Origin of the sequence: Rhodococcus sp. YL-1 (assembly GCF_001942025.1) — a bacterium.
Taxonomy (GTDB): domain Bacteria; phylum Actinomycetota; class Actinomycetes; order Mycobacteriales; family Mycobacteriaceae; genus Rhodococcus_F; species Rhodococcus_F qingshengii.
The window spans coordinates 5,523,250-5,548,767 of sequence record NZ_CP017299.1 but is presented as its reverse complement, the minus strand read 5'-3'; the positions used below and the strand labels follow the sequence as shown (position 1 = coordinate 5,548,767).

The window sequence follows — 25,518 nt, the reverse complement described above, 5'->3', positions numbered from 1 at the left end:
TCACACGCGCAGGCTCAGGGGGAGCCCGGCGGTCATCAGGACCACGGACTCCGATTCACTGGCGATTCGGCTGTTCACCAGACCGAGTAGATCGCGGAACAGCCTCCCGGACTTCGTGTCCGGGACGACGCCGCTTCCCACTTCGTTCGTGACGGCGACAATCGGAACCGGACAGGCGGTCCAGGCGTCGGCCAACCGGTCGATATCTGCGTGGACGGCGCTGAGATCTTCTGTGGTCCATGCCTGATGTCGGTCCAGACGTGCGGTCAGCCACGTGCCGAGGCAGTCGATCAGGATCGGTGTTGTTGCGGCCACGAGAATTTCGGCGACCTCGGAGGTCTCTACCGTCGTCCACGTCGGCGGCCTCCGCGCGCGATGCGACGCAATTCGTTCGATCCAGTCGGGATCGTCGTCCTGCGGATCCCCGGTGGCGATGTACGTGACGTGCCTGTAGCCGGCAAGCAGGCCCTCCGCGTAAGTGGACTTGCCCGAGCGGGCGCCACCGGTGACCAGAGTTCGATGGCTCTGTCCTACCCCGATCTCGAGCACAGCTCCATCCGGAACCGCTCGCGCCCCGGACGTTCGAAGTGCTTCCGAGAGTTCGTTTTCGACCGGGTTGTGGTGCCCGAGGTGTACGGCGACCACATCGGTTCGATCGGTGATCGCGGTGCAATTGCGTAGTCGGCTCACCGTCTCCGCGAAACTCGGCAGATCATGGTGCCCGGTGCCGTGGTCAGTTTTGTGGCCGAAGGTCTCTTCGAGAAAGACGGCGTCGAAACGGGCGTCGGCAAGGGCGTCGACAGTGACTTCGGGCAGAGGCCCGGTGTCGGTGGCCCAGAAGATTCGGGTTCCGGATGCGTCGGTGATGTCGTAGAGAAGGGTGGTTACTTCGTGCGCGGCTTCGAGTGCGCGAACACGATAGGTGCCCAACATGATCGACTGGCCGGTCTCGAGCGGTGTGAAGGTCACCGGGTCATCCGGGCCCACCCAGTCTCGGCAGGGAGCGAGCGCGTCGGGTGGTCCGAGAACCTGGAGCGGTTCGGTGCGAGACGCCCAGGACCGGAATAGCAATGCCATCGGGCCGAGGTGATCAGGATGAGAATGCGTCAGCAGGATGTGTTCGACGTGTGCCAGCGTGCGACCGAATCGCGACGCGGCGCGCGGTACTTCGGGTCCACAGTCCAACAGGATGCGGTTGTCCAGCAAGGCAGCGGTGTGTCCGCGAATGGTTTCATTCGACAATGCCGCCAGGCAGGAAGGGCAAGTGCAGAACGGGTTCGGCCAACCGTCGGCAGCGCCGGTGCCGAGCATCACCAGTTCCATCAGCGGGTGCCTTCCTGCCGAATCGGAACAACGATGGGACCGCTGGGCCGTTCCAGGATTTCGACGCGAGCGCCGTACACGCGGCCGAGGAGGTCTGCCTCCAGCACCGCTGAGGGTGTACCGTCGGCAACCACGCTGCCCTTGTCCAGCAGCACAATTCGTCGACCGTATTGACCCGCGAGAGTGAGATCGTGCATCGCGGCGATGACCGTGATGTTGTCGTCTTCTCGCAGTTCCTCCACCAAGTCGAGAACCTGCTGCTGGTGACCGATGTCGAGGGCGCTGGTGGGTTCGTCCAGGAGCAGTACCTGCGGCTCTTGAGCCAGTGCCCGAGCCAGGACCACGCGTTGCAATTCGCCGCCGGAAAGTTCGGTGGCTCGTCGATCTGCGAACTCGGTGAGGTCGAGCCTTTCGATCACCGAAGTGATCACCGAACGATCTGTGGCGGTTTCGGTTCCGAATCGTCGTAGATACGGAGTACGGCCGAGCGCTACCAGTTCCTTGACCGTTGAGCCCTCGGGTACTACCGGACGCTGAGGCATCAACGCGACGACGGCGGACATCGCCTTGCGGCTGGAATTGCGAGGACTCAGTCCCCCGACCGAGAGCTCACCGGTAGACGGAATCAATCCAGCGAGGGCATGCATCAAGGTTGTCTTGCCGGCGCCGTTCGGCCCGACCACGGCAACCCAATCGCCTGGTGTCACATCGAGATCGATGCCGTCGACGACGTCCTTGCCGCCGAGATTGACTCGGAGGTCGCGGCACCGCACTGCGCTGTCGGTCATGCCGAGACCCGGCTGCGGCGCAGAACCAGAAGGAAGAACGGAGCGCCGATCATCGCGGTCACAACTCCGATGGGGAGTTCGGCCGGTGCCATGACCGTGCGGGCGGCAACGTCGGTGAGGACAAGAAACGCCGCTCCGAGCATGAGTGACAGGGGGAGAAGCAGCCGATGAGACGGGCCGACGACCAGTCGAACCGCATGGGGAACAACGATTCCGACAAAGCCGATGAGTCCACTTGCACTCACGGCCGCGGCCGTTCCCAGAGTTGCGGCGAGCACCAGCACCAGGCGTGATCTGGCCGGGTCGACGCCGAGGCTGGCGGCTTCGACGTCACCTACGGCCATCACGTCGAGTACACGCCGGTGTACCAGGATGACGGCTGAGGCCAGCGCAACGTACGGCAGGACAACCAGAACTTCCGACCAACCGTCGGTGGACAGTCCGCCTAGTAGCCAGGAATAGACCTCGCGCAGTGAATCGTCGAACCGCTGCTGAACAAAAGTCTGCGCTGCATTCGTGAACGCTGCGACTGCGACACCGGCGAGGATGATGACTACCGCGTTCTGCGGCCCGCCAATGCTTCGGCCGAGCGAATAAGTTGCGAACACTGCCAGCACACCACCGACGAAGGCGGCCATGGGAATTCCGAACATGCCCAGCGCTCCACCCGAAACGATGGCGAGGGTTGCGCCCAGTCCGGCTCCGCTGGAAACTCCGAGGAGATACGGATCCGCCAAGGGATTTCGGAACACGCCCTGGTAGGCGGCGCCGGCTACCGCCAACATTGCTCCGACCAACGCGCCCAGGACTACTCGCGGAAGCCGGATCTGCCAGAGAATGGCCTGCTGTGTTGCGGTGAGGCCGGAATCTATATGGATGCCGGGTATTCCGTCCAGAAGTTCGAGAATGGTCCGATCAGGCGTCAAACCGGCCGGCCCCACCAGAACACCGATCAGCAAGGCGGCGCACAGAATCAGCGCGGCGCCGAGCAGAACGGCGGTCCGATGTTGGGAGATACCGGCTTTGATCATCGAGTGCTCAGGCCGCGGGAACTTGGGCAACGATGGCAGCGACGGCCTTCACCTGGTCGGCGACACGAGGTCCCCAGCGGCTGGAGAGGTCTTCGTCGAGCACATGGATCTGGTTGCCGGTAACCGCTTTCATGCCGCTCCACCCGGGTCGAGCGGCGACGGATTCTGCTGTCACTCCGCAGCATTGGGAGTCTGCGAGAAAGATGAGATCGGGATTGGCCTGTACCACGAATTCGGCGGACAACTGCGGATAGTCACCCTGCCCCGCGGCGTCGGCGATGCTCTTCATTCCGAACAGCGAGTAGATCTGCCCGACGAAGCTCGAACTCGTGACGGTGTAGAGCGAGGAGTCGAGTTCGTGGAAGTACGTCAGCGGCTGTTGGCGCGCAGGAACACTGGCGACAGCGGCGTCGATGTCCGAGCGCATGGTGTCGACAACTTCGGTGCCCTTGTCCTCGTGGCCGGTGGCCTTCGCGACGCGCTCGATCTGGGCGTAGACGTCGTCGATGCTTGTGGCTGCGGGTAGTAGGAGGGTCGGCACCTTCGCCTTTTGCAGCCCGGAGACAAGATCGTTCATGTCATCCGATGCGATCACCAGATCCGGTGCGTAGCCGAGGATGGCTTCGACGTTCGGTTGAAAGCCCGAGAGATCGGTGACCGGGATACCGGCCGGGTAGTCGGACTGATTGTCGACGGCCTTCACCTGATCGCCCGCGCCGACGGCCCACAGGGTCTCGGTGGCGCTGGGACTGAGTGACACGATCGACTGCGGACGTGACTCGATGGTGATGTCCGTGCCGGAATCCGTGGGACCGGAAACAACAGTCACCGGGAACGAGCCGTCCGAGGCCGCTGTGGTTGCGGGTGCATCGGACGTCGAGCTACTGCAGGCACCGGCAAGCAGTGCGGTGCTCACCGTCAGTGCTGCAAGTACAGATCTGAATTTACGTGTCGGCCGAGTACTCACAGCCACCCCTCCGCTAGTGGTGAAGGGTCGCGAGCAGCGCGGCCGCGAGGCGAAGCGCCACGAGCGGTCCTTCGTCCGAGAACCATCGTGTCGCCACGAGGCCGGTGACCTGACTCGTTCGCCTCGAGTAGTGACGGGCGAATTCACAGTTGCGTCGACAGTGCCGGGGTTTCACCGAACTTCACACGAGCAGCGTGGCACCCCGGTGAACCGGGGCATCTGCACTTTACAGGGGTCGTCTGGCTTGACCCGGGAGGTCAAGGCAGGGTAAATATCTATTCCACTAATGAACTAGTGAAAGGGTTCGGATGATCGACTTCCGTATCGACCGCCGATCCGGCATTCCCACTTACGTGCAATTGGTCCTTCAGGTGAAGCAGGCGCTCAGGCTCGGTGATCTCCAAGTCGGGGATCGGCTGCCCACAGCCAAGGACGTCGTGGGAGCGCTCGCGATCAACCCGAACACAGTCTTGAAGGCCTACAAGGAACTCGAGCGCGACGGGCTTGTTGCCCCGAGGCCCGGATTGGGCACGTTCGTCGTGAAGTCCCTGGCCAAGCCCGGTATGGCGGAAAGCTCTGCGCTACGGCGCGAGTTGGCCCGCTGGGTGGCAGATGCCGTGGCTGCTGGACTCGAGCGCACGGACATCGAAGCGCTGGTGAGTTTGGAGCTCGAGAAGACGTTCATCGAATCGGATCCGTCCGGAAAGCAGGGGGAGACATCATGACTGCGCAAGAATTGGCACTGACGATGCAGGACGTGGACAAGCGCTTCGGCAAGAAGAAGGTGCTCGACGCCTGCACCTTCGAGGTCGCGACAGGAAGCATCACTGCCCTGGTCGGGGTGAACGGAGCGGGCAAGTCCACACTGATGTCCTTGGCGGTCGGGTTGACGATGCCTGACCATGGTTCGATCTCCGTCCTGGGCAGCACGCCGGATCAGGACGGCATCTGCCCAGGCCTGTCGTACCTCGCTCAGCACAAGCCCCTGTACCCCAAATTCACTGTTGCAGAACTTCTTCGATTCGGCGCATACACCAACGACGAGTGGGATGCGAAGTACGCTCTGGATCTGGTGGAGCGCGCTGGGATTTCTCTCGATGCAAAGGCGAAGACACTGTCACCAGGTCAACGAACCAGGGTTGCACTGGCTTTGGCGCTCGGACGCAGGCCGCAGTTGCTTCTACTCGACGAGCCTCTGGCAGATCTCGATCCCGTGGCGCGGCGGTCTGTGGCGACCACTCTGCTCGAAGACGTTGCCGAGTACGGCACCACAGTTCTGTTGTCGTCACACATCGTTTCCGAATTGGCAGACGTCTCGGATCGACTTCTTCTGCTGGGCGGCGGAAACGCGAGATTGTCCGGTCCGTTGGATGAATTGATCGCTGCCCATTACGTATTGATCGGGGACGGCGATCCCTCGGACGTGGTCGGCGCCGGTGCGGTCATTCATACCGAGAAGGGGGTGCGGTCGAATTCTCACGTGGTGGAGGGAATCCGTCCGAGCCCTCGGGCCGGCTGGGTGATCGACGACGCAACTCTCGACGACGTGGTGCTCGGGCACCTGAGCGCAGAAACGATGGTGGCGGCATGATCTGGGTTACGTGGCGGCACCACCGGACATCGCTCGTTGTGTCGCTTGGATTCATCGCAGCTTTGGCTATGGCAGCGATAGTCGGCGGGATCGGAACTCGAAGTAGCTTGGGTACAGAGGGCCGAGGAACGTACTTCGGGTGTGTCGGGGTCGGATGGGACTGCTGGGCGGATACCGCCGTTACCGGCGTGAACACGATCGCCGCCGCCTTACCGGTACTACTCGGGGCGCTGGTGGGCGCGACGGTATTCTCCCGCGACATCGATCAGCAAACACATGTTCTCGGTCTGACGCAGTCGGTGAGTCGAGCACGATGGTTCTGGATGCGAGTCGTTGTTGTCTTTCTTCCGCTCACTGCCGCAGCCGCGATCCTCGGTTTCATTCTCGAAGCTGCTCGGGTTGGATTCGAGAGTTGGAGTTATGTGGTCAACGTCGGACCCGTTCAGTCGTACGGAATGAGTTCGATGCTCTTCCCTCTGTTCAATTCCAGCGGAATCGTCTTGGGTGCATACACTTTCATGGCGTTGGTCGCCGGAGCTGCGGTATCACTGCTGGTGCGATCACCCATCGCCGCGGTGGCCGTCACCTTGGTCGCCGTCGCAGGTTTGATGGTGGGATTTCAGAATCTGGCACGGCCGCACTATGCCGAGCCGACTGTGCTGACGCAAGGTATCGACCACGACACCTTCTACGCAACTTACGTCATGGACTCCTCGATGGCGTGGGTGATACGGAGTGGATACACCGATGCCAACGGGAAGCCGGTCGAGATCGACTATCAGGCGTGCACTACCGATACAGCCGGCAATGAATACGATCAGCGATCCGACGAGAGTGACGTGGATTTCTATGTTCGCCAGAAAGCCTTCTTGGCCCAACTCGACGCCGAATATCGTGCGTGTGTGCTCGCGCAGGGAGTGGACCACTACGAAACCTGGTACCACTCGGTCGACCAGGTCAGACGATTCCAATTCACGGAAGCTGCACTCGTCCTGATCCTTTCAGGCCTGTTCCTCCTGCCGGCGCTCTGGGGTCTACGACGCCTCAAGCCGTGACTCAGCGGGCGACCGGCGCGACCGTCAGCTGATTGATGTTCGCGCCGGTCATCGAGCAACCCTTGGTGGGATAGGCAAGGAAGACCGAGTCGTAGCTGTTGGGCGGGTAAACCCTCAGTCCCGCAACGTCGGTCACGCCGCACTGATCTGCCGGGTAGTTCTCGACGTTCGTAGCTCGCACCAGAGACGTTGCGGCAGAGCCAGGGGCAAGGGAGACGAGTGAACCGGATCCGGAGCGGCCGGCTGCAGCACCCACTTCGCTTCCGGACGCTCCCGTGACATACGAGACGCCGGGGAAACCGTCGAGCGTGCACGTGCGGCCGCCCGTGTTGGTGAAGACCACCGGAAGCTCCACAGAACCGGCGGCGCCACTCGACTCGCCGAGGGTGACGTTCAGTTCCCCGATCGCGCAGCCTTCGGGATTGGGTGCCGTCGAGGTTGTGGTTTGGGTGTGATCGGTATGGGTCGTCGAAGGTGAAGCGGTGCCGGTCTGGGTCGTCGGCGCAGAGGCGGTCGTCGTTGAGGCGGGTGCCGGTGAACTCTCGGCCGTTCCCGTTTCATCCGAGCCGCAACCGCTGAGAAGGGCGAGAGCAGCAAGTGGAGCCGCCAACAAGCCGACGTTGCGCATGCGGTTCGAATTCATCGCTCTGTACTCCTCAGGCTGGTCGACAACTGTTTCCGAACATCCGTGTCCGGTATATCCGAGTTTGAAGCCGGATGTGCAGAAACGAATCAGGCTCGCCGGTGATCAGGACCTACTTCCCGGATGGATTGCCGTTGCGGATCTAGCATGAGAAATGACCTGTCCGGATCGCGACCACCGGGAGTAGCGCATGTTCACCTTCACCAGCGACGACGGAGTGGTCATTCATGTCCACGAATGGCCCACCGAGCAGGAACCTCGAGGGGTTGTTCAACTCGCGCACGGTATGGGTGAGCACGCAAAACGCTACGCACACGTTGCCGAAGCCCTGAATGCTCGCGGTTTCCACGTCTACGCGGCGGACCACCGCGGCCACGGTGAGAGCATGCACGCCGGCCCAGGCAACATCGGCGACGACGGCTGGAACCGCTTGGTGGCAGACATGGTGACCCTCACGGGCATCATCCGCGACAAACACCCCGGCCTGCCCGTCGTACTGCTCAGCCACAGCCTCGGTTCGTTCGCTTCGCAGCAGTACATCCTCGATCATTCGCACCTGATCGACGCCGTCGCACTGTCGGGGACCACCGCGGTCGATCAACTGATCGAGAGCCTCGTCAACGACGGCCCGGACGTCCTCGCCCAGTTCAATGCGGAATTCGAACCGGCCCGTACTCCGCACGACTGGCTCAGCCGTGACGAAGCGCAGGTGGATTTGTACATCAACGATCCGCTGTGCGGTTTCAGCCTGGACGACGCCGGCATGGGTGGACTTATCGCAGCGGGACCGAGGTTCGTCGACGTCGAGGGCGTGCGACAAGACCTTCCGATCCTGGTCTTCGTCGGCACCTCGGATCCTCTCAACGCCGCACTGAGCCGTACCGACGTCGCAGTCGAACGGTACAACTCGGCGGGGATCGAAGACGTCACCTACTACACCTATCCGGGTGCCAGACACGAGATCTTCAACGAGACCAACCGCGACGACGTCATCAACGATCTGACGACGTGGATGGACCGCGTACTCGAAGCGTGACCGCCTCACCGGAAAGGGGAACACGATGTCCACAGTTCCGGCCGCACGACCCGATCCAGACCCGCGAGATGTCAAGCGCTGGAGACGATACCTCGCCGACGAACAAGCCGAGGCCGCCGTCTACCGAGACCTCGCGAGTAGGCGCAGCGGCGAGGAGCGCGAAATCCTTCTCGCACTGGCCGACGCGGAGGGGCGACACGAGGCGCACTGGCGAGCGCTACTCGGCGATCACGTCGGCAAACCACTTCGCGGCGATATCCGCACTCGGATACTGGGCTTTCTGGCCAGGCGCTTCGGCTCCGTCTTCGTGCTCGCTCTTGCGCAGCGCGCGGAGACGCGATCCCCGTATCCCAACGACGCCGACGCGACTGCATCGATGGGCGCGGACGAGAAGATCCACGAAGAAGTGGTGCGGGCCTTGGCCACTCGGGGTCGGAACAGACTTTCGGGGACGTTTCGTGCCGCCGTCTTCGGAGCCAACGACGGCCTCGTCAGCAATCTCGCTCTCGTGCTCGGCATCAGCGGTAGCGGCGTCTCCAATCAGATCGTTCTGATCACCGGCATGGCCGGGCTTCTGGCCGGCGCCCTGTCGATGGGCGCCGGCGAGTACGTTTCAGTCCGCTCGCAGCGAGAGTTGTTGGAAGCGTCCAATCCTGGTCCGGCTGCCAGCGAAGCTGTCGGACTGCTCGACGTCGACGCGAACGAATTGGCCCTGGTCTACCGGGCCCGCGGCATGTCCGCCGAGGAAGCGGATCAGCGCGCCGCCGAGGTCCTCGCGAACAGCACCTTCGGCGCCGCCGACGTTGTCGACGACCATGAAGCTGTCGGAACCGGGTTGGGCGCAGCGGCGGCAAGTTTCTGCTTCTTCGCCTCGGGCGCAATCATTCCGGTGCTGCCGTATCTGTTCGGCCTGGAAGGCATGACGGCTCTGATCGTCGCATCTGTTCTCGTGGGGATCGCGTTGCTGACGACGGGCGTTGTGGTCGGGTTACTCTCGGGCGGGCCGCCATTCAAGCGGGCGCTACGCCAACTTGCGATCGGCTACGGCGCTGCCGGCGCGACGTATCTGCTCGGCATGCTGTTCGGGACTTCGCTCTGAGCGTCTGCTTACGCGCGTAGGGCAGGATCGCGGTGAGCCGGATCGATCCGAACCGGAATCTGGCACACCACGGCCTCGGTGTGTTTGCGCAGTGCATGAGCGATCTCATCGGTCCGTTGGCTCGGGAGGAACCGGTGCCATCTGGTCGCCGGGTCGATGGTGGCGACTACGACAAAGGTTTCTCGGTGGGGGAAGTGTGTGCGGATGTATCGAGCGAGGGTGTTCCCCACGGAATTCTCGGTGTCCTCGATGACGATCAAACGCGAATTCGGGTGTCGGGCTTGCCATCGGCGTGTGAAGTCCGTCGTCGATTCGTGGGCCAGGCAGACTCGAATTGCGATGGGCTGTGACGACATCGCCGTTGCCGCGGCCATCGCGCGGGTGGAGAGCGACGTAATTTCGGACACGGGTACTAGGACCGCTGGTTTGTATCCGATAGACAGAGAATCGTTCTCACCCTGAACGGTTAACCGCGTACCGATATGTGTGTACGCACCGCGGATGCGTTCCATGCCGAGGACGAGCGCAGGGAGCGCGAGAGCGATCAACCAAGCGCCCTCGGTGAACTTCATGGCGGTAGTCACCACTGCTGCGATCGAAGTCAACGCAGCCCCGAAACCGTTGAGCGCCAATCGCCACTTCCAGCCCGGCGTCTGTTCGGCGAGCCAGTGGCGCACCATGCCGAACTGCGCGAGCGTGAATCCGATGAACACACCGATGGCGAACAGCGGCACCAAGGTGTTCATGTTTCCGCCGGATCCGATGAGCAGGAGAGCACCGACGCCACCGAGCGACAAGACGCCGTACGTGAAGACGTCGCGCGTCGACTTCCGGCTGAAGCGGTGCGGGAGCACGTTGTCGTCGGCGAGGATTCGCATCAGGTTCGGAAGTCCGCCGTACGAGGTATTCGCGGCCAACGCCAACAGAATCACGGTGGAGAATTGGACGACGTAGTAGCCCACACCATTTCCGAGGGCAGCGGAAGTGAGTTGCGACAGGACCGTTGTTCCGGGGACCGGGGCCAGTGAGAACTTCTCGATCAACACGGCAAGGCCGATCAGCATGGTGCCCAAAAGGATTCCCAGAGCTACTTCGGCACGCTGAGCGCTACGCACGCGAGGCTTCTTGAAACTGGGTACCGCATTGGCGATGGCTTCGACTCCGGTCAATGCGGCGCAACCACTCGAAAAGGCTTTGAGCAGAAGGAGAATGCCGATCGTGTGTGCGTTGTCGACGACAAAGGGAGCCGTGGCGGCGGCAGGGTTTTCCCGAAGCAGTCCGGCACCGATCACCGTGAAGATGCTGACGACAAAAACCACGGTGGGCAACATGAATACCCGCGCGGAATCTGCGATGCCCCGCAGATTCAGTGCCGTGATGCCGCCGAGTATGGCCAGTGCGATCCAGACCGTGTAGGGAAGAAGTGCGGGGAAGGCGGAGGTCAGAGCCGCGACACCGGCTGCGATCGATACCGCGACGTTGAGGGTGTAGTCGACGATCAACGACGCGGCGGCGGTCAAACTTGCCCGCGGGCTCAGATGCTTCTTTGCGACGGCGTAGGCGCCACCGCCTTCGGGAAATGCGGCGATCACTTGGCGGTACGACGCCACCAGGACCACAAGCAGCACTGCGATGGCGATTGTCACCGGCACGGTGAACCCGATCCCTGCGCCGCCGGCGAGGGCCAACACCAACACGATGGCTTCTGGCCCGTACGACACCTAGGCCATCGCGTCGAGCGAAAGCCCTGCCAGTCCGGTTGCGACGGAGAGCTTCTGATTCTCTGGCCCACGGGCCGGGCGGGTCGTCGACGATATGACTCCACGGTGTCCGAGTATCACTGCATGTCTCACCGAGTCAGTATCGTCATTTCCCGTAGCTCTGAGACTGATCTTGACGATGCTTTGACGCGATGGCCCGCAAATCTGTACGGGTTCACAACGGGGGTTCGAGTCGCGGGAAGCCTTGTGACAGCTGATCAATCCAGCGAGCGCGCTTGGCGAGAATATCGCGGTTCCGAGACTCCGATTGGGCGGCGACGTGCGAAAGTAGGTCGCGAAGTCGGCCCAGAACGAGTGGCGAGTTCGATGCCGAGGCTATGACGTCGTCCAGTCCGGTTCTGACGAAGCTCGTGAAGTCGGGCAGTGGAATCACCACACGCAGATCACCACGCTCGTCGACGGCCCGGATCGAATCTGCGCGTACGGAGGCCACCAGAGAGAGGAGGTCCTCGATCTCGTCCAGAGCCTGCACGGCCGTCGCAGGATCGTTGATAGCGGGTGAGAGCGCTCTGAGCGCGATGTCAGCCAACAACCGAATCGCGAGTAGGGGGTCCTGGGTGAAGGTCCGCTCACTCCCACTGACCAAGGCGTCAAGGATCGTGTTGGCGGGCATGGGTCCGCCGTAGACGTCGGCGAGCGGCAATCCGTCTCGCAGCGTGCTACCCGGCGACACTCGGAGGACCACCATGGATCGGCAGTTCCGAGCGTTCTGCAGCAGATCTTCGACGAGGATCTGCTGCAGAACGGCCGGCGGTCGATGCCACTCGATTGTCGTGATCACCGGAAGTGTTGGTAGAGGAGGCAACTCCAGATCGGTGGTGGGGTACACGGCGGCGAAGACTGCTCGGCCACGACTCGAGATCGTGGTCAGTACAGGAGCCAACTGGATGGCCGAGAATGCGCGCAGCTGGAGCAGTCTGATCAGCGTCAGCGTGGCCAAGAGTGCCAGCACTGCGAGGCTGGGCACAACCACGGACACATCCGTTTCGTTGCTGATGGCGAGCGCCGCCGTGATGTCGAAAACCGACTGGCCTATCGCGAAGGCAAACGTCCGCCACACGATGGGGTCGTCGCGGAACAACAACAAGCGAGGAGTGAAGGTGGTCGCGGCCCACTGGACGACGAGGAACAGCAGCGAGAAGATCACTGCCACTACACCCAATAACCCCAGTCCGAGGGCAACGAGCATCTCGCTGACCTGACGGGCGGGAATCATCGGGCCGCTCCGGACATACGGCATCCCCAGTCCGGCAGCCAGTCCCACGACGACGCACAGGATCTGGGTCAGGCCGGCACGTACACGGCGCCGGGGGACGAGGAAGGCATGCCCGATCGGGGTGGGAGCGAAACGTCCGGGCTGATCCACACTTCAAGCCTCCACGCTGCGGCAATGGTGCGCCTTCACCCGAAACGGATGATGTCGACGTCGTCGTGATCCTGAAACGCTTGAAAGAGCCATGTGAGAGACAGAAGGCGAGACGTCATGACGGATCCGACAGACCAGAGCCGCGCCGTACTACCGATTCCGGATCGACAACATCTTGGTCTGGTGACGTACGACGCGAAGGATCCGGACACCGAGTTTCCGCCGATCACTCCGCTACTACCGCCGGCCGGCGCACCCAATGTTCTGGTGGTCCTGTTGGACGACGTGGGATATGGCGCGAGCAGTGCCTTCGGAGGACCAGCGGACACACCGACTGCTGAGCGATTGCAAAGTAATGGGCTCACGTACACGCGGTTTCACACGACGGCACTGTGTGCTCCGACCCGCGCCGCTCTTCTGAGCGGGCGCAACCATCATTCGGTCGGCATGGGATCGATCACCGAAACCGCTACCTCGGCTCCTGGTCTTTCCGGGCTGCGGCCGAATACCAAAGCCGCACTGCCGATGACGTTGAAACTCAACGGATACTCGACGGCGCAGTTCGGCAAGTGTCACGAGGTTCCGCCGTGGCAAACATCCCCGGTGGGACCGTTCACGTCGTGGCCGACGGGAGAAGGCGGATTCGAGCATTTCTACGGATTCATCGGCGGGGAGAACAACCAGTATTACCCGGCGCTGTACGAGGGCGTCGCGCCTGTCGAGCCGGACAAGACACCGGAGGAGGGTTACCACCTCACCGAAGACCTTGCCGATCACGCGATCGACTGGGTTCGGATGCAGAAGTCATTGGCTCCGGACAAGCCGTTCTTCGTCTACTTTGCACCCGGCGCTACCCATGCGCCGCACCATGTTCCGATGGAGTGGGCCGACAAGTACGAGGGCCGGTTCGCAGGAGGTTGGGACGCTCAACGCGAATCAATTCTCGAGCAGCAGAAACAGCGGGGGGTCGTTCCCGCGGATGCGGTCCTCACCCCGCGTCCCGAGGCCATCCCGGCGTGGGAGGACATGAGTGAGGAGATGAAGCCCGTCCTCGAACGCCAAATGGAAGTCTATGCAGGATTTCTCGAACACACCGATTTCCATGTCGGCCGGCTTGTCGATGCGATCGAAGAACTCGGAGCTCTCGACAACACCCTCGTGTACTACATCATCGGAGACAACGGAGCGTCCGCAGAGGGGACGATCAACGGCGCTTTCAACGAGATGGCCAACTTCAACGGACTCGCCGCCATCGAGACGCCCGAGTTCATGGCGGAAGTGAAAGACAAATTCGGTACCAAGGACGCATACAACCACTATTCCGTGGGGTGGGCGTGGGCAATGTGTACCCCGTACCAGTGGACGAAACAGGTTGCGTCGCATTGGGGTGGCACTCGTAACGGGACGATCGTGCACTGGCCTGCAGGGATTCGGACCAAGGGGGAGACGCGGTCGCAGTTCACCCACGTCATCGACGTTGCACCGACGATCCTCGAGGTCGCGAAACTACCGGAACCGACCTTTGTCAACGGCGTCCAGCAATCACCCATCGAGGGGACCAGCATGGTCTACACCTTCGACGACGCCGAAGTCGCCGAACGTCACGATCTGCAGTACTTCGAGATGGCCGGCAATCGTGGAATCTATTACAAGGGTTGGAGTGCGGTCACCAGGCACAGCACTCCGTGGCTGTTCGCGGAGGCACTCCCCGCACTCGACGACGACGTGTGGGAGCTCTACGACGGGTCTCAGGATTGGACGCAGTCCAAAGATTTGGCGGCCGAGTTGCCGGAGAAACTCGCTGCACTGCAACGCTTGTGGTTGATCGAAGCAGTCAAGTACAACGTGCTTCCGATCGACGACCGAAGATTCGAGAGGTTCAACCCTCACATCGCGGGGCGTCCGCAGTTGGTGTCCGGGAATCGACAGGTTCTGTTTCCCGGAATGAAACGGCTGAGCGAGCACAGCGTGCTGAGTATCAAGAACCGATCATTCAGTGTCACAGCAGCAGTCGACGTCGCGGATGGCATTACTGCCAACGGTGTGATGATCGCGCAGGGAGGCAGATTTGGTGGCTGGGCACTTTACGCGCGGGAAGGCCGCGCCAAATTCGTCTACAACCTATTGGGCATGACCGAGTTCGTCATCGGTTCCGACGTTGACATTCCGGCAGGATCACACCAGATCAGAGCTGAGTTCACCTACGACGGAGGTGGTCTCGCCAGAGGCGGTGGGGTCACGATCTATCACGACGGTCGCGAAGTGGGCTCAGGTCGCGTCGAGCAGACGCAACCGATGGTCTTCTCCGCGGACGAGACCACCGACATCGGGGATGACTACGGCATGCCTGTCAGTGTCGATTACAGTGGCGCAACCACATTCAACGCACGTATCGACGTCGTGCAGATCGATGTCGGTGACGACGACCATACCCACCTCATCGATCCGGAGGAGGTGGCGCGAGTGGCGGTGTCCAGACAGTGATTCCACAGGCAAGAGCAGCAGTCACAATCTCCTGAGGGAGGGTCGCAATGCCGACCGTCATCCGTACTGTTCACGATCTGGTCCGCCACGCGCGCGGGCCGACGCACCATCACCACCATCAATCCGTGCACGAGGCGCGGCGAATGCGTGCCCACCACATTCTGGTCACGCATTCGCTCGCCTGATTTCGGGGCTACAGGTCGCGCGCCAATGCTCGTCCGGCTGCGCGGCCCGAGAAGATGCAGCCGCCGAGGAAGGTCCCCTCGAGTGCGCTGTAACCGTGGACTCCGCCGCCGCCGAAGCCCGCGACTTCACCGGCTGCGTACAGGCCGTCGAAGACACTGCCGTCGGCCTTGATGACCTGCGAATCCAGGTTGGTTTCCAAGCCGCCGAGAGTCTTGCGTGTGAGCAGGTGCAACCGGACCGCGATCAGTGGGCCGTTCTTGGGGTCCAGGATCTTGTGCGGTGCAACGACGCGCACGATCTTGTCTGCCAACAGATTACGGGCACCGTGGATGGCGGTGACCTGGAAGTCCTTGCTGTACTTGTTATCGACTTCGCGGTCGCGGGCGATCATCTCGCGTTCGATGTCCTCGTAGTCGAGGAGCGGTTCGTCGGTGAGGGCGTTCATGCCGTCGACCAGATCACGAAGGTTGTTGCGCACCACGAAGTCCGCGCCCTTCTGCTTGAACGCCTCGACCGGTCCCGGCGCGCCCTTCTTGATTCGTTCGAGGAGGAGCTTGAAGTCGCGGTTGGTGAAGTCCGGGTTCTGTTCCGATCCCGAGAGTGCGAACTCCTTCTCGATGATCTTCTGGTCGAGGATGAACCACGTGTACTCGTGGCCGCTGTCCAGGATGTACTTGAAAGTTCCCATCGTGTCGAAGCCCGGGAAGTTGGGGACCGGCAGACGCTTGCCGGTGGCGTCGAACCACATCGAGGACGGTCCGGGAATGATTCGGATTCCGTGGTTCGGCCAGATGGGATTCCAGTTCTGGATGCCTTCGGTGTAGTGCCACATGCGGTCGCGGTTCACGATGTTTCCGCCCGCGGATTCGGTGATTTCGAGCATGCGCCCGTCGACGTGCGCCGGTACTCCCGTCAGCATGTGCTTGGGTGCCTTGCCGAGTCGCTCGGGCCAGTTTTTCTTCACCAGTTCGTAGTTGCCGCCGATTCCACCGGATGTCACTACGACGGCCTGTGCGGCGAACTCGAATTCGCCGATGGGGGTGCGCGAGCTCTTCACGCCGCGCAGATCACTGGAAGGTTCGAGGACGGTTCCGCGTACACCAGTGACCGCACCATCGGTGACGACGAGTTGATCGACTTGGTGGCGGTGCTTGAACGTGACAAGGCCACGTTTCTGGGCAGCTATGACCTTGGTCAGAAAGACATCGACGACGCCAGGTCCGGTGCCCCAGGTGAGGTGGAAGCGCGGCACCGAATTTCCGTGTCCGAGAGCCATTCCGCGGCCGCGTTCGGCCCAGCCGACATTCGGCATCAGGCGAAGCCCCAGATCGTGCAGGTACTGACGCTTGTCGCCCGCTGCGAACTCGACGTATGCCTTGGCCCACTGACGCGGCCAGTGATCTTCGCGGTCGCGGTCGAATCCCGCTGTGCCCATCCAGTCCTGCATCGCCAACTCGAGGGAGTCCTTGATGCCGAGTCGGCGTTGTTCGGGGCTGTTCACGAGGAAGAGTCCGCCGAGAGACCAAAATGCCTGCGCGCCGAGGTTGGCAGCGTTCTCCTGTTCCACGACAAGGACTTTGCGGCCCGCGCGCGTCAGTTCGTAGGTGGCGACCAGTCCCGCCAGCCCTGCCCCGACAACGATGACGTCAGCTTGTTCGCTCACGACAACTCCTCTTCCGATTGGTTGTTCTGGATTATTTCGCTGTAGGACAGCAGAATTCGAGTGAAGATATCGCGGCGCAGTGCAAAGGCGGCGTTGGTGTCGGTATCGACGAGGCACTGCACGCTGGTGCCGTCGTGCACTGCGACCAATGCCCGTCCCAACGCCGTCGGGTCGCCGACGATTGTTCGCCCGACGTCGCTGAGTGCGGACTCCACGATGGGCAACAGGGTGCGAAGGATCGCGTCTTCACGGTCGGCAAGGGCTTTGCGAAGTGCCGGGTTGCGGAGCGCGTGGGCTGTGAATTCCGCGTTGATCCGGTACCACTGGGGGTCGACCGGAACCACCGCCACGATCCGGGCGACAGCGGCATGGATGTCGACGGTGTTGCCGTCGGTGATCGACTCCGTCGCCAACCTCAGGTCTGCGAGCATTGATGCAGATCGCTGCTCCCACATCGCGAAGAACAATTCGTCGAGTGAATCGAAGTTGGAGTAGAACGCGCCTCGGGAGTATCCGGCGCGTTCGCAGATCTGCTCGACCGTGGCGTGCCCGAACCCGGCTTCGGAGAAGACATCTGCAGCCGCGTCGAGCAGGCGCTGCCGGGTCTGACCACGGCGTTTGGTGACACGCTTGGCCGGCGAGTTGTCCGTTCCAGTCGTCATCGGCGCCTCCGTCAGGGTGGGACCCCAAACGATACACGGATGTATCCGATGCGTAGGCGTATCTCGATCTGTCCTTCTTCGCAGGTATTTCTATGCGTATCTAGTAAATGTCCAAGAGAAGTGAATATTCAGGTGTGATCGCTACAGATGCAGATCACGCTTCCTGATCGCCGCAGTGGCGACGACGCTGATCGCCGAGGTGGCCACCAGATATCCGCATGCCAGCCAGGGCGGACCGCCACTGGCGCCGATCAGTGCCGTCAGAATCAGAGGTGTGACGCCGGAGGCGTAGATACCCGAGAACTGGTAAACGACCGACAACCCGGTGTACCGGATTTCTGTGGGGTAGAGGCTCGCATACAGCGTTCCCTGGGCGCCGTAGAACAAGGCATGAATCACTCCGAAGACCACGACCATCGCGACTCCGAAGAGCAGGAGATTCTCGGTACCGAACAGTGCGAAGGCGGGGAAGATCGCGAGGCCGTACGCGGCGATGCCCACGATGTAGACCCGTTGCGGGCCGAACCGATCAGCGAGTGAACCGGAAAACGGCAGCAAGATCGCCATCACTACTGCGGCCACGGTGACCACAAGAAGTACCGGAACCTTTTCGAAATGCAGAGTCTTGGTTGCATACGTGATTGCAAAGACGCCCCAGGTGTTGAACGCGGCGCCCTCGCCCCAGCGAGACAGCATGCCCAGTAAGGTGTTTCGCGCGACTCTTCCTTGAAAGACTTCCCTGAGCGGGGCGGATGAGCGCTGTTCGAGGTCGCGAACGGCCTGAAATGCCGGCGTCTCGTCGACCTTCAAACGGACCACCAACCCCACGATCACGAGTACCAAGCTCAGAACAAAGGCTATGCGCCAGCCGAAACGGAGAAACTGTTCGTCGTCGAAGACCGTTTGAAGTAGTGCGAACATTCCTGTGCCCAAAGCCAAGCCGAGAGCCAGTCCGATCTGCGGGATGCTGCCGAACAGCCCGCGCTTCTTCTCCGGACTGTGTTCGACCGCCAGAAGAACGGCTCCGGCCCACTCACCACCGAGAGCAAATCCCTGCAGGATACGAAGCAGCAGAAGCAGAATCGGTGCAACGACCCCGATTTGAGCTGCGGTCGGAAGGACACCCATGAGCGCCGTCGCGATACCCATGATGAACATCGTGAGGGCAAGCGTTTTCTTGCGCCCGATGCGATCGCCGATGTGACCGAACACCACTCCGCCGATGGGGCGAACGAGAAAGCCGACCGCGAAGGTCGCAAAAGAAAGCATGGTCCCGACAAAGGAACTCTGGTTGGGGAAGAACAGTTGGTTGAAGACGAGGCTCGCGGCCGTCGCATAGAGGAAGAAGTCGTACCACTCGACCGTCGTGCCGAGCAGGCTCGCGGCGACGACGGTTCTCAGTCTGGATCGCCGCTCGTCGTCGGTCTCGTTCGAGAACGGTGAATTGTGCTCGACTTCGGCAAACGTGGTCATCGGAGCCCCCGGGTCGCGGTGCAAATTTACGAAGGTATCGCCGGAGCCGAAAGTGGGCACCCGTAGCGATCAGGGTGATTTCAACCCTGTTCTTCGAGGTGGACTGTGGTTGTAATGACAGAAGAGTTCTGCCTGTTCGTCGACGAAAGGAATCACCGTGTCACTGCGCTTCCACTGGTTCTTGCCTACTTACGGTGATTCCCGGAATCTGATGGCGGGTGGGCACGGCAGCTCGATGTCCGGTGATCGTCCGGCGACGCTGAAATACCTCAATCAGATCGGCGCGGCCGCCGAGACGAACGGCTTCGAGGCCGTCCTCACGCCGACCGGCGCGTGGTGCGAAGACGCATGGCTGACGACAGCGATGATGCTCGAGACCACCGAGACGCTCAAGTTTCTGGTTGCTCTGCGACCGGGATTGCTCAGCCCGACGCTGGCCGCCCAGATGGCCGCAACCTTCCAATGGCAGTCGGGCGGTCGTCTGCTGCTCAACGTCGTGACCGGCGGGGAGGACCACGAGCAGCGCACGTTCGGTGACTTCCTCGACAAGAACCAACGGTACGCACGATGCGGCGAGTTCCTCGACGTGATCCGCCAGTTGTGGTCCGGTAGCGGTCCGGTTGATTTCTCCGGCGAGTACGTCAACGTGGAAAAGGCTACGCTGCAGCGTATTCCGGATCCGGTACCGCCCATCTTCTTCGGCGGATCGTCGCCGGCGGCCGGAACCGTCGCATCGCGTTACGCGGATACGTATCTCACGTGGGGTGAGACGCCGTCCGCTGTTGCCGCCAAGATCGCCTGGATCCGCGACCTCGCGGAAGTCCAAGGTCGTCACCTCGACTACGGAATCCGTCTGCATGTCATCAGCCGGGACACCTCGGAACAGGCATGGGCAGAAGCGGATCGGCTGCTCAGTGCGCTCGATCCGGCGACCGTCGAGCAGGCTCAGGCGAGTCTTGCGCGATCCGGCTCCGAAGGTCAGCGTCGAATGCTCGAATTGCACGGCGGCGGTTCGGCTTACAAGGAGGGCGTCGGAGCGAGGTCGCTGGAGATTGCGCCGAACCTGTGGACCGGCGTCGGATTGGTGCGAGGGGGTGCAGGCACCGCATTGGTAGGTTCGCACCAAGAAGTGGCTGATCGGATTGCCGAGTACGCGGCGATCGGCCTGGATCACTTTGTATTGTCGGGCTATCCCCATCTCGAAGAGGCGTATCAGTTCGGTGAGGGTGTGCGTCCGATCCTCGAAAAGCGTGGATTGGTAGCACCGCACGGTTCGGTCGGCGGACCGGTGCGGACGCCCTTCGTCTCCAGTGGGAACTGAGTCGAAAGCAAGCTCTTCGAGAAGGGGACGTTTGTCCCGATCTTTCGGGCACGGCCTCCCTCCGGGACTATTCACGCAATTCGGTCAGTAGATCCGTTCTAGGCTGCGCACTGTTGCCGAACTCAAGGCGCAGTACGAAAGGATCCTCGATGAAGCTGGGCACGAGTGGAGTACGTCGCGTCGTGGGAACCGTGGCAGTCGCCGCTGCAACCGCGGCAGGCGTCGCGATGGTCAATCCTGCAACTGCGTCGGCCGAGGTGGTCCCGCCGGTCGTCTCGTACAAGGTGACCGGAAACGATCTGGCACTGACGATCACGAACAACAACACGGGCATTGCCCCGTTGTGCCAGGCGTTTGTCGTCAACGCCGCGGATTCTGCTGCTGTGCTTGATGATCCGCTCAAGCTGCTCGATCCGAACCTTGTGGTGTACCCCAAGATCACCGACCCGTCCTCACTGTTCGCCGTCGGTAAGGGGCAGACGGTCACCAACACCGTGACCGATGTTCCGGACGGAACCTACGCCGTGCTCGGTGCCTGCTCCGATCTTCTCGATCTGGAGACGTTGGGTAAGCCTGTTCCTGGCGTGCCGAGCCTCGTTGTCATCGGTGGACCGTTCAGCGGCATCAATACCGGAAGCCTGAGCGACCTGTTCGGCAGCGGCAGCCTCGAAGGACTTTTCGGGTAGCTCACCGTCTGTCTCCCCAATTTTCCGACTGAGCGGTCTATTCTTCAGGCATCTGGTGATCTGACCGACTTGCCTGGAGGTTCGGAAATGCGAAGTCGTGGATTCAAACGCGTTCTCGGAAGCATTGTCGCGGCGTCGGCCGCCGTCGTGGGACTTGTTGTCATGACTCCGGCGACGGCGTCCGCAGCACCGGCGATTCTCCCGCCTCCGATGTCGGTGAGCGCAGCGGACAATGCGATCACCTTCACCATCACCAACCCGAACCCGCGGTTCAGCTTCATCAACTGCACAGTGGCGATCCTCAACGCCAGAGATGTCCCCGACGTGATTCGTGATCCGGCAAAGCTGCTCCAGCCCGGCGTGTTGGTGTATCCGACCGTCAGCAACATCCTCGATCTGTTTGCTGTTTCGCCTGGGCAGACGATCACGCGGACCGTCGGCAATCTGCCGGCCGGGGTGTACGCCGTTGCGGGAGCGTGCGTTCGACTGCTCGATCCGACCAACCCCACTATCGCGATTCCGCAGGCCGTTGTGGTCGGCGGCTGGTTCGAGGGCGCCGGAACCGGAAGTCTCTCAGGTTCTTTGGAGGACCTGGGATATATCACGGTCCAGGACTTGATCGACGCGTGGAATCGAATCAGCTCGGGAAGCAGCGGCGGCAGCTTCCAGTTCGACTACCAAGGTGGCTCGGATTTCGAGGTAGTGGGTCCCACGTCGTAGTCGGTCCGGCTCACTTGCGCGCGCGGTGGCGTCGCACCGCGTCGCGATTCGCACACGTGGGGGAGCAGTACCGCTGATTGCCGTTGCGTGAGGTGTCCGCATAGATGTTGGTGCACTCGTCCAGGGTGCACCGACCTAATCTGTGCATTCCGCGGCCGACGAGGTGCAGCGCCGTGCCTACCGAGAAGAGGGCCTTGAGGACCTCGGCGAGCGACTGTTGCGGATCGCGGTAGTGCAGATGCCACCCGTCGTTTGCATGGTTGGTCATGCGCGGATACGCCGACGCTTGCTCGAGCATGACGTTCACCAACTCGGCGCGGGCTGCCTCCTCCGTGACGTCGACGATTTTCGACCACTCGATCAGAAGGTCGAGGGTCTCGTCGAGGTCCTTCTCGGCGATGGGGAAATCGAGAATGATGCCTGCATCGACGCAGCGTTCGACGAGTTCGGCCAAGGTCTCGGGATTTCGATTGGCCAGGTCGGCGGCCAGCGTCACCGCATATTCGCCGTAAGGGTTGAGATGCACAATGCCATTACATCATGCTCGTCGTATGAAGAAAACAGATTTCGCGCCGATAAGTTGCATCCACCGCTGGGAGATCGAATCTCGGCATCGGACCAGCGAGGGGACGGTCACCTACCTGCGCTGCCATTGCGGGTCGTGGCAGACCTTGCTCGCCGAATGGGTGTCGGGCGGTGCGGGCTCGGCCGTCGCTGCGCCGATCAAGGTCAGGTCCAGGTAATGGTCAGCTAATCGCTCCGTTTTGCCTCGGGTGACATGGAACGTGTTCTAGATTCAGGGTTGTATGCCTCGGTATCGCGGCGCAGACTCTGAAAGGGAAAGACGATGCAGTTCAACCTCGCTGATGTATTCGAAACCGTCGCCAGCTCGGTGCCTGATCGCGTCGCCTTGACTTACGAGGGAGAGAACTTCTCCTACGCTGAGCTGGACGCGGAAGCCAACCGAACGGCCAACCTGCTCGCGCAAGCCGGCATCTCGCGCGGCGATCATGTAGCCCTGTTCCTGAAGAACAGCGTCGAACATGTCACGTCGATCCTCGGGTTGATCAAGATCCGTGCGGTCCCGATCAACGTGAACTACCGGTACACGCCCGCCGAGCTCGAGTACATCTTCACCAACTCCGACTCGGTCGCAGTGGTCGTGGAACTCCCCGAGCATCAGCGTGTCCTTGCTTCCCTTTTCGGTGCATGCCCGAAGGTGAAGACGGTGATCGTGATCGGCGAGGTCGAGGCCGAACTGGTCGCTGCCGCGAAAGCGCATGAAGTTTCCGTGGTTTCCTTCGACGACGCTCGCGAGATGTCACCGGTAGGGGAGTTCGATTCTCGTTCGGGCGACGACGTGTACCTGCTCTACACCGGCGGGACCACCGGATACCCGAAGGGCGTCATGTGGCGTCACGACGACTTCTTTCGTAAGCCGCTCTCCGGCGGAAATCCGTACGGCGAGGAAGCTCGACAGGACCTCGCCGAGATAGCCAGCGCTGCAAAGGAATTTCCGGAACTCTCGTTCCTCATTGCCGCCCCCCTCATGCACGGCGCAGCGTTGTATTCGCTGTTCACGTTCCTCACCCTCGGCGCGCGCGTGGTTCTACGACGAGAATTCGTTGCGGAGAAGGTCGTCGAAGCGATCGAGAAGGATTCGGTACAGGTGATCCTGATCGTCGGTGACGGCATGGGACTGCCGTTGGTCGACGAGATGGAACGACGCAAAGACGAGGTCGATTTCAGCAGTCTCTTCTCGATCACGTCAGGTGGTGCGATCTGGTCCACCAGCGTTCGAGACCGCATGCTGGCGGTGAAGCCGGACCTGCTGTTGCGGGACAACTTCGGAGCCTCGGAGTCCGGTAATGACGGCGCCTTCTCCATCGATGAGGCGGGAAATCTGCGAATGCCGCCCTCGCCGAACATGATCCTGGTCGACGAGCGGCTCGAAGAGATCCCCGCCGGCTCCGACGACGTGGGCTACATCGCGCGTATCGGAAACGTCCCGCTCGGGTACTACAAGGACGAAGAGAAGACCGCCCGCACGTTCCCGACCCGCGCTGACGGCACCCGTCTTTCGGTGCTCGGCGACATGGGCAAGGTTGAAGCGGACGGCACGATTGTCTTCCTGGGCCGCGGCTCACAGTGCATTAACACCGGCGGCGAGAAGGTTTTCGCCGAAGAGGTCGAGGCTGCCCTTCACGCGCATCCGGCGATCTCCGACGCGCTTGTCGTCCCCGCACCCGACGCGCGCATGGGGCAGCAGGTTGCCGCGGTGATCGCGACCTATCCCGAGTCCGACGAGCTGACTCTCGAAGCGGTTCAGGAACATTGCCGTAAGACGTTGGCCGGTTACAAGGTGCCGCGCACGATCGTGCTGGTCGATGAAGTCAAGAGGACCCCGGCCGGTAAGGCGGACTACCGCTGGGCGACGACACTGGCGTCGTCCTAGCAGTGTGGAGTGGGTGGCGACAACCTTTCACACGGATTTCACCACGACATAAGAGACATACCGGAAAGATGGCGCAGAGTAAGTCGTTCGCGCCTTGCGTCGTCACTCCACGAAAGGGTCTCAGCTCATGCTCATCATCGGAATACTCCTGTTCGGGATCGTCATCGGAGCGGGAGCCCAGCTGATTCTGGGGAAAACGACCGCACGAGTGGACTGGACCTTCGCGTTCATCGCGGGAATCGGTGGTTCGCTGGTCGGCGGATTGCTCGTGAGTTTGATTGCAGGCGACGGATTATCATTGCGCCCGAGCGGCATCCTCGGGTCCCTTGCCGGCGCTGTCATCATCACCGCGGGGTGGCAGTGGTACCGCGGGAGGAACGCAACTACAACTACGCGTCCGTCTGATCGCTGATTTCCACAGTTCCGTCAGGGGACGGAGAGCGTCGACATATGACCGAACTACTCGATGAAGTCCTCACCGCACATGGCGGAGTCGAACGTTGGCAGTCTGTTTCAGCGATCACGGCACGGGGACGTTTGGGCGGTCTGCTGCCTCAGCGCTTCCCCGGCAACAAGCTGGCGAAGTTCACGGTCGAGGTTGAAGTCGCCGAGCAACGCACTGTCCTCCAAGACTTTCCGCGTGTCGGCGAGTGCGCTGTGTTCGACAAGGGCGTCGTGCGGATCGAAACTCGTGACGGCGAAGAACTCGGGAGTCGAACCGACCCACGTCCAGAGTTTTTCGGGTTGAGTGGAGTCCGGCGCAACCTCCACTGGGACGCGCTCGACACCGCTTACTTTGCCGGCTACGCCTTTTGGAACTATCTGAACGCACCGCTGCTGCTCGCCCGCGACGACATCACTGTCACCGAAGCCGAACCTTGGCAGGAATCCGGGCAGCAATGGCGACGACTACAAGCAACATTTGCGCCAGAAATCGACACCCATTGCCGGCAGCAGACCTTCTATGTCGACAACGGTGGCCTCATCCGCCGTCACGACTTCGTCGCCGAACCGGTAGGCAGCTGGGCGAAAGCTGCTCTCTACTGTGACCATCACCGTCAGTTCGACGGTCTCACCTTTCCCACTCGACGGCGCGTTCTCCCGCGGGGCCCAGGCAGTCGCGTTCTCTCGCGGCCGACCCTCCTGGCGCTCGACTTCGACGACATCGAGATCAAGCGATGAACATCA

At 61.7% G+C, this 25,518-nt stretch carries 25 protein-coding genes; 14 read left to right on the top strand and 11 right to left on the bottom strand.

Going from position 1 to position 25,518, the window contains the following annotated elements:
- From cobU to BH682_RS25810, 4 genes are read right to left on the bottom strand one after another with little or no spacing between them, the layout of a single operon-like run.
- Complete coding sequence (gene cobU / locus BH682_RS25825) at positions 1–1,323, bottom strand: bifunctional adenosylcobinamide kinase/adenosylcobinamide-phosphate guanylyltransferase (RefSeq protein ID WP_075834528.1); 1,323 nt, start codon at positions 1,321–1,323, stop codon at positions 1–3.
- Positions 1,323–2,111, bottom strand: a complete 789-nt coding sequence (locus BH682_RS25820) for an ABC transporter ATP-binding protein (protein WP_058226645.1) — start codon at positions 2,109–2,111, stop codon at positions 1,323–1,325. The genes cobU and BH682_RS25820 overlap by 1 nt, the downstream gene beginning before the upstream one ends.
- Positions 2,108–3,142 (bottom strand): FecCD family ABC transporter permease, encoded by a 1,035-nt coding sequence (locus BH682_RS25815; RefSeq protein WP_075834526.1) that lies wholly within the window; start codon positions 3,140–3,142, stop codon positions 2,108–2,110. The genes BH682_RS25820 and BH682_RS25815 overlap by 4 nt, the downstream gene beginning before the upstream one ends.
- Before the next feature lie 7 nt (positions 3,143–3,149).
- Positions 3,150–4,109, bottom strand: coding sequence for an ABC transporter substrate-binding protein (locus tag BH682_RS25810; RefSeq protein ID WP_003940083.1), 960 nt, complete (start codon positions 4,107–4,109; stop codon positions 3,150–3,152).
- A 308-nt stretch (positions 4,110–4,417) separates the two neighbouring features.
- On the opposite strand from BH682_RS25810, the gene BH682_RS25805 reads away from it, so the two are divergent.
- The 3 genes from BH682_RS25805 to BH682_RS25795 are packed head-to-tail and all read left to right on the top strand — an operon-like array spanning position 4,418 to position 6,755.
- A complete protein-coding gene (locus tag BH682_RS25805) occupies positions 4,418–4,834 on the top strand; it encodes a GntR family transcriptional regulator (RefSeq protein WP_007729675.1) in 417 nt (138 codons plus the stop codon).
- Positions 4,831–5,700 carry an ABC transporter ATP-binding protein gene (locus BH682_RS25800; protein ID WP_007729672.1) on the top strand — a complete coding sequence of 290 codons (870 nt, stop codon included), beginning with the start codon at positions 4,831–4,833 and terminating at the stop codon, positions 5,698–5,700. Before BH682_RS25805 ends, BH682_RS25800 begins: the two co-directional genes overlap by 4 nt.
- Entirely contained in the window at positions 5,697–6,755 is a 1,059-nt protein-coding gene (locus BH682_RS25795) for a hypothetical protein (protein WP_075834524.1), read from the top strand. Before BH682_RS25800 ends, BH682_RS25795 begins: the two co-directional genes overlap by 4 nt.
- Position 6,756: 1 nt before the next feature.
- Here BH682_RS25795 and BH682_RS25790 read toward each other — a convergent pair whose 3' ends face one another.
- Entirely contained in the window at positions 6,757–7,398 is a 642-nt protein-coding gene (locus tag BH682_RS25790) for a DUF4232 domain-containing protein (protein WP_042447085.1), read from the bottom strand.
- Positions 7,399–7,588: 190 nt separating this feature from the next.
- On the opposite strand from BH682_RS25790, the gene BH682_RS25785 reads away from it, so the two are divergent.
- Complete coding sequence (locus tag BH682_RS25785) at positions 7,589–8,434, top strand: alpha/beta hydrolase (RefSeq protein ID WP_003939910.1); 846 nt, start codon at positions 7,589–7,591, stop codon at positions 8,432–8,434.
- Between the two features lie 25 nt (positions 8,435–8,459).
- Positions 8,460–9,533, top strand: a complete 1,074-nt coding sequence (locus tag BH682_RS25780) for a VIT1/CCC1 transporter family protein (protein ID WP_007729922.1) — start codon at positions 8,460–8,462, stop codon at positions 9,531–9,533.
- 8 nt (positions 9,534–9,541) lie between these two features.
- On the opposite strand, the gene BH682_RS25775 is transcribed toward BH682_RS25780, so the two are convergent.
- Both BH682_RS25775 and BH682_RS25770 read right to left on the bottom strand, forming a co-directional pair.
- Positions 9,542–11,254 (bottom strand): APC family permease, encoded by a 1,713-nt coding sequence (locus BH682_RS25775; RefSeq protein WP_223304586.1) that lies wholly within the window; start codon positions 11,252–11,254, stop codon positions 9,542–9,544.
- A gap of 214 nt (positions 11,255–11,468) precedes the next feature.
- Entirely contained in the window at positions 11,469–12,680 is a 1,212-nt protein-coding gene (locus BH682_RS25770; RefSeq protein ID WP_065351480.1) for a DUF2254 family protein, read from the bottom strand.
- A 117-nt stretch (positions 12,681–12,797) separates the two neighbouring features.
- Between BH682_RS25770 and BH682_RS25765 the strand changes: the two genes are divergently transcribed.
- Together BH682_RS25765 and BH682_RS35995 are read left to right on the top strand one after the other, a co-directional pair.
- Complete coding sequence (locus BH682_RS25765; protein WP_042924906.1) at positions 12,798–15,164, top strand: arylsulfatase; 2,367 nt, start codon at positions 12,798–12,800, stop codon at positions 15,162–15,164.
- Positions 15,165–15,211: 47 nt separating this feature from the next.
- A complete protein-coding gene (locus tag BH682_RS35995) occupies positions 15,212–15,349 on the top strand; it encodes a hypothetical protein (RefSeq protein WP_153211511.1) in 138 nt (45 codons plus the stop codon).
- Positions 15,350–15,357: 8 nt separating this feature from the next.
- Here BH682_RS35995 and BH682_RS25760 read toward each other — a convergent pair whose 3' ends face one another.
- From BH682_RS25760 to BH682_RS25750, 3 genes are all read right to left on the bottom strand, one after another.
- The gene (locus tag BH682_RS25760; protein ID WP_003940084.1) at positions 15,358–17,013 is read right to left on the bottom strand and encodes an FAD-binding dehydrogenase; all 1,656 of its coding nucleotides are present in this window, start codon (positions 17,011–17,013) and stop codon (positions 15,358–15,360) included.
- Positions 17,010–17,675 (bottom strand): TetR/AcrR family transcriptional regulator, encoded by a 666-nt coding sequence (locus BH682_RS25755; protein ID WP_075834522.1) that lies wholly within the window; start codon positions 17,673–17,675, stop codon positions 17,010–17,012. Before BH682_RS25755 ends, BH682_RS25760 begins: the two co-directional genes overlap by 4 nt.
- Positions 17,676–17,816: 141 nt before the next feature.
- Complete coding sequence (locus tag BH682_RS25750) at positions 17,817–19,148, bottom strand: MFS transporter (RefSeq protein WP_075834521.1); 1,332 nt, start codon at positions 19,146–19,148, stop codon at positions 17,817–17,819.
- Positions 19,149–19,305: 157 nt separating this feature from the next.
- Here BH682_RS25750 and BH682_RS25745 point away from each other — a divergent pair, with 157 nt between their 5' ends.
- The 3 genes from BH682_RS25745 (at position 19,306) to BH682_RS25735 (ending at position 21,875) form a co-directional block, all read left to right on the top strand.
- Positions 19,306–20,469, top strand: coding sequence for an LLM class flavin-dependent oxidoreductase (locus BH682_RS25745; protein WP_075834519.1), 1,164 nt, complete (start codon positions 19,306–19,308; stop codon positions 20,467–20,469).
- A 149-nt stretch (positions 20,470–20,618) separates the two neighbouring features.
- Complete coding sequence (locus BH682_RS25740) at positions 20,619–21,155, top strand: hypothetical protein (RefSeq protein ID WP_007729952.1); 537 nt, start codon at positions 20,619–20,621, stop codon at positions 21,153–21,155.
- A gap of 87 nt (positions 21,156–21,242) precedes the next feature.
- Positions 21,243–21,875, top strand: a complete 633-nt coding sequence (locus tag BH682_RS25735; protein ID WP_075834517.1) for a hypothetical protein — start codon at positions 21,243–21,245, stop codon at positions 21,873–21,875.
- A gap of 10 nt (positions 21,876–21,885) precedes the next feature.
- Here BH682_RS25735 and BH682_RS25730 read toward each other — a convergent pair whose 3' ends face one another.
- Positions 21,886–22,401, bottom strand: a complete 516-nt coding sequence (locus tag BH682_RS25730) for a CGNR zinc finger domain-containing protein (protein WP_003940315.1) — start codon at positions 22,399–22,401, stop codon at positions 21,886–21,888.
- 25 nt (positions 22,402–22,426) lie between these two features.
- Here BH682_RS25730 and BH682_RS25725 point away from each other — a divergent pair, with 25 nt between their 5' ends.
- The 4 genes from BH682_RS25725 to BH682_RS25710 all read left to right on the top strand — a co-directional run bounded on the left by BH682_RS25725 (position 22,427) and on the right by BH682_RS25710 (position 25,512).
- The gene (locus BH682_RS25725; protein ID WP_039973125.1) at positions 22,427–22,618 is read left to right on the top strand and encodes a hypothetical protein; all 192 of its coding nucleotides are present in this window, start codon (positions 22,427–22,429) and stop codon (positions 22,616–22,618) included.
- Between the two features lie 104 nt (positions 22,619–22,722).
- The gene (locus BH682_RS25720; RefSeq protein ID WP_007729954.1) at positions 22,723–24,330 is read left to right on the top strand and encodes an AMP-binding protein; all 1,608 of its coding nucleotides are present in this window, start codon (positions 22,723–22,725) and stop codon (positions 24,328–24,330) included.
- Between the two features lie 127 nt (positions 24,331–24,457).
- Complete coding sequence (locus BH682_RS25715; RefSeq protein WP_003939785.1) at positions 24,458–24,742, top strand: hypothetical protein; 285 nt, start codon at positions 24,458–24,460, stop codon at positions 24,740–24,742.
- Between the two features lie 38 nt (positions 24,743–24,780).
- Positions 24,781–25,512, top strand: coding sequence for a hypothetical protein (locus tag BH682_RS25710; protein WP_039973126.1), 732 nt, complete (start codon positions 24,781–24,783; stop codon positions 25,510–25,512).
- The last annotated feature ends 6 nt before the right edge of the window (positions 25,513–25,518 follow it).

What these genes read in the sequence shown, in the direction of transcription:
- BH682_RS25750 (WP_075834521.1), bottom strand. Translation starts at nt 19,148, where the DNA reads ATGACCACGTTTGCCGAAGTCGAGCACAATTCACCGTTCTCGAACGAG.
- BH682_RS35995 (WP_153211511.1), top strand. Translation starts at nt 15,212, where the DNA reads ATGCCGACCGTCATCCGTACTGTTCACGATCTGGTCCGCCACGCGCGC.
- BH682_RS25815 (WP_075834526.1), bottom strand. Translation starts at nt 3,142, where the DNA reads ATGATCAAAGCCGGTATCTCCCAACATCGGACCGCCGTTCTGCTCGGC.
- BH682_RS25720 (WP_007729954.1), top strand. Translation starts at nt 22,723, where the DNA reads ATGCAGTTCAACCTCGCTGATGTATTCGAAACCGTCGCCAGCTCGGTG.
- BH682_RS25820 (WP_058226645.1), bottom strand. Translation starts at nt 2,111, where the DNA reads ATGACCGACAGCGCAGTGCGGTGCCGCGACCTCCGAGTCAATCTCGGC.
- BH682_RS25715 (WP_003939785.1), top strand. Translation starts at nt 24,458, where the DNA reads ATGCTCATCATCGGAATACTCCTGTTCGGGATCGTCATCGGAGCGGGA.
- BH682_RS25790 (WP_042447085.1), bottom strand. Translation starts at nt 7,398, where the DNA reads ATGAATTCGAACCGCATGCGCAACGTCGGCTTGTTGGCGGCTCCACTT.
- BH682_RS25725 (WP_039973125.1), top strand. Translation starts at nt 22,427, where the DNA reads ATGAAGAAAACAGATTTCGCGCCGATAAGTTGCATCCACCGCTGGGAG.
- BH682_RS25780 (WP_007729922.1), top strand. Translation starts at nt 8,460, where the DNA reads ATGTCCACAGTTCCGGCCGCACGACCCGATCCAGACCCGCGAGATGTC.
- cobU (WP_075834528.1), bottom strand. Translation starts at nt 1,323, where the DNA reads ATGGAACTGGTGATGCTCGGCACCGGCGCTGCCGACGGTTGGCCGAAC.
- BH682_RS25805 (WP_007729675.1), top strand. Translation starts at nt 4,418, where the DNA reads ATGATCGACTTCCGTATCGACCGCCGATCCGGCATTCCCACTTACGTG.
- BH682_RS25740 (WP_007729952.1), top strand. Translation starts at nt 20,619, where the DNA reads ATGAAGCTGGGCACGAGTGGAGTACGTCGCGTCGTGGGAACCGTGGCA.
- BH682_RS25785 (WP_003939910.1), top strand. Translation starts at nt 7,589, where the DNA reads ATGTTCACCTTCACCAGCGACGACGGAGTGGTCATTCATGTCCACGAA.
- BH682_RS25755 (WP_075834522.1), bottom strand. Translation starts at nt 17,675, where the DNA reads ATGACGACTGGAACGGACAACTCGCCGGCCAAGCGTGTCACCAAACGC.
- BH682_RS25800 (WP_007729672.1), top strand. Translation starts at nt 4,831, where the DNA reads ATGACTGCGCAAGAATTGGCACTGACGATGCAGGACGTGGACAAGCGC.
- BH682_RS25735 (WP_075834517.1), top strand. Translation starts at nt 21,243, where the DNA reads ATGCGAAGTCGTGGATTCAAACGCGTTCTCGGAAGCATTGTCGCGGCG.
- BH682_RS25795 (WP_075834524.1), top strand. Translation starts at nt 5,697, where the DNA reads ATGATCTGGGTTACGTGGCGGCACCACCGGACATCGCTCGTTGTGTCG.
- BH682_RS25710 (WP_039973126.1), top strand. Translation starts at nt 24,781, where the DNA reads ATGACCGAACTACTCGATGAAGTCCTCACCGCACATGGCGGAGTCGAA.
- BH682_RS25765 (WP_042924906.1), top strand. Translation starts at nt 12,798, where the DNA reads ATGACGGATCCGACAGACCAGAGCCGCGCCGTACTACCGATTCCGGAT.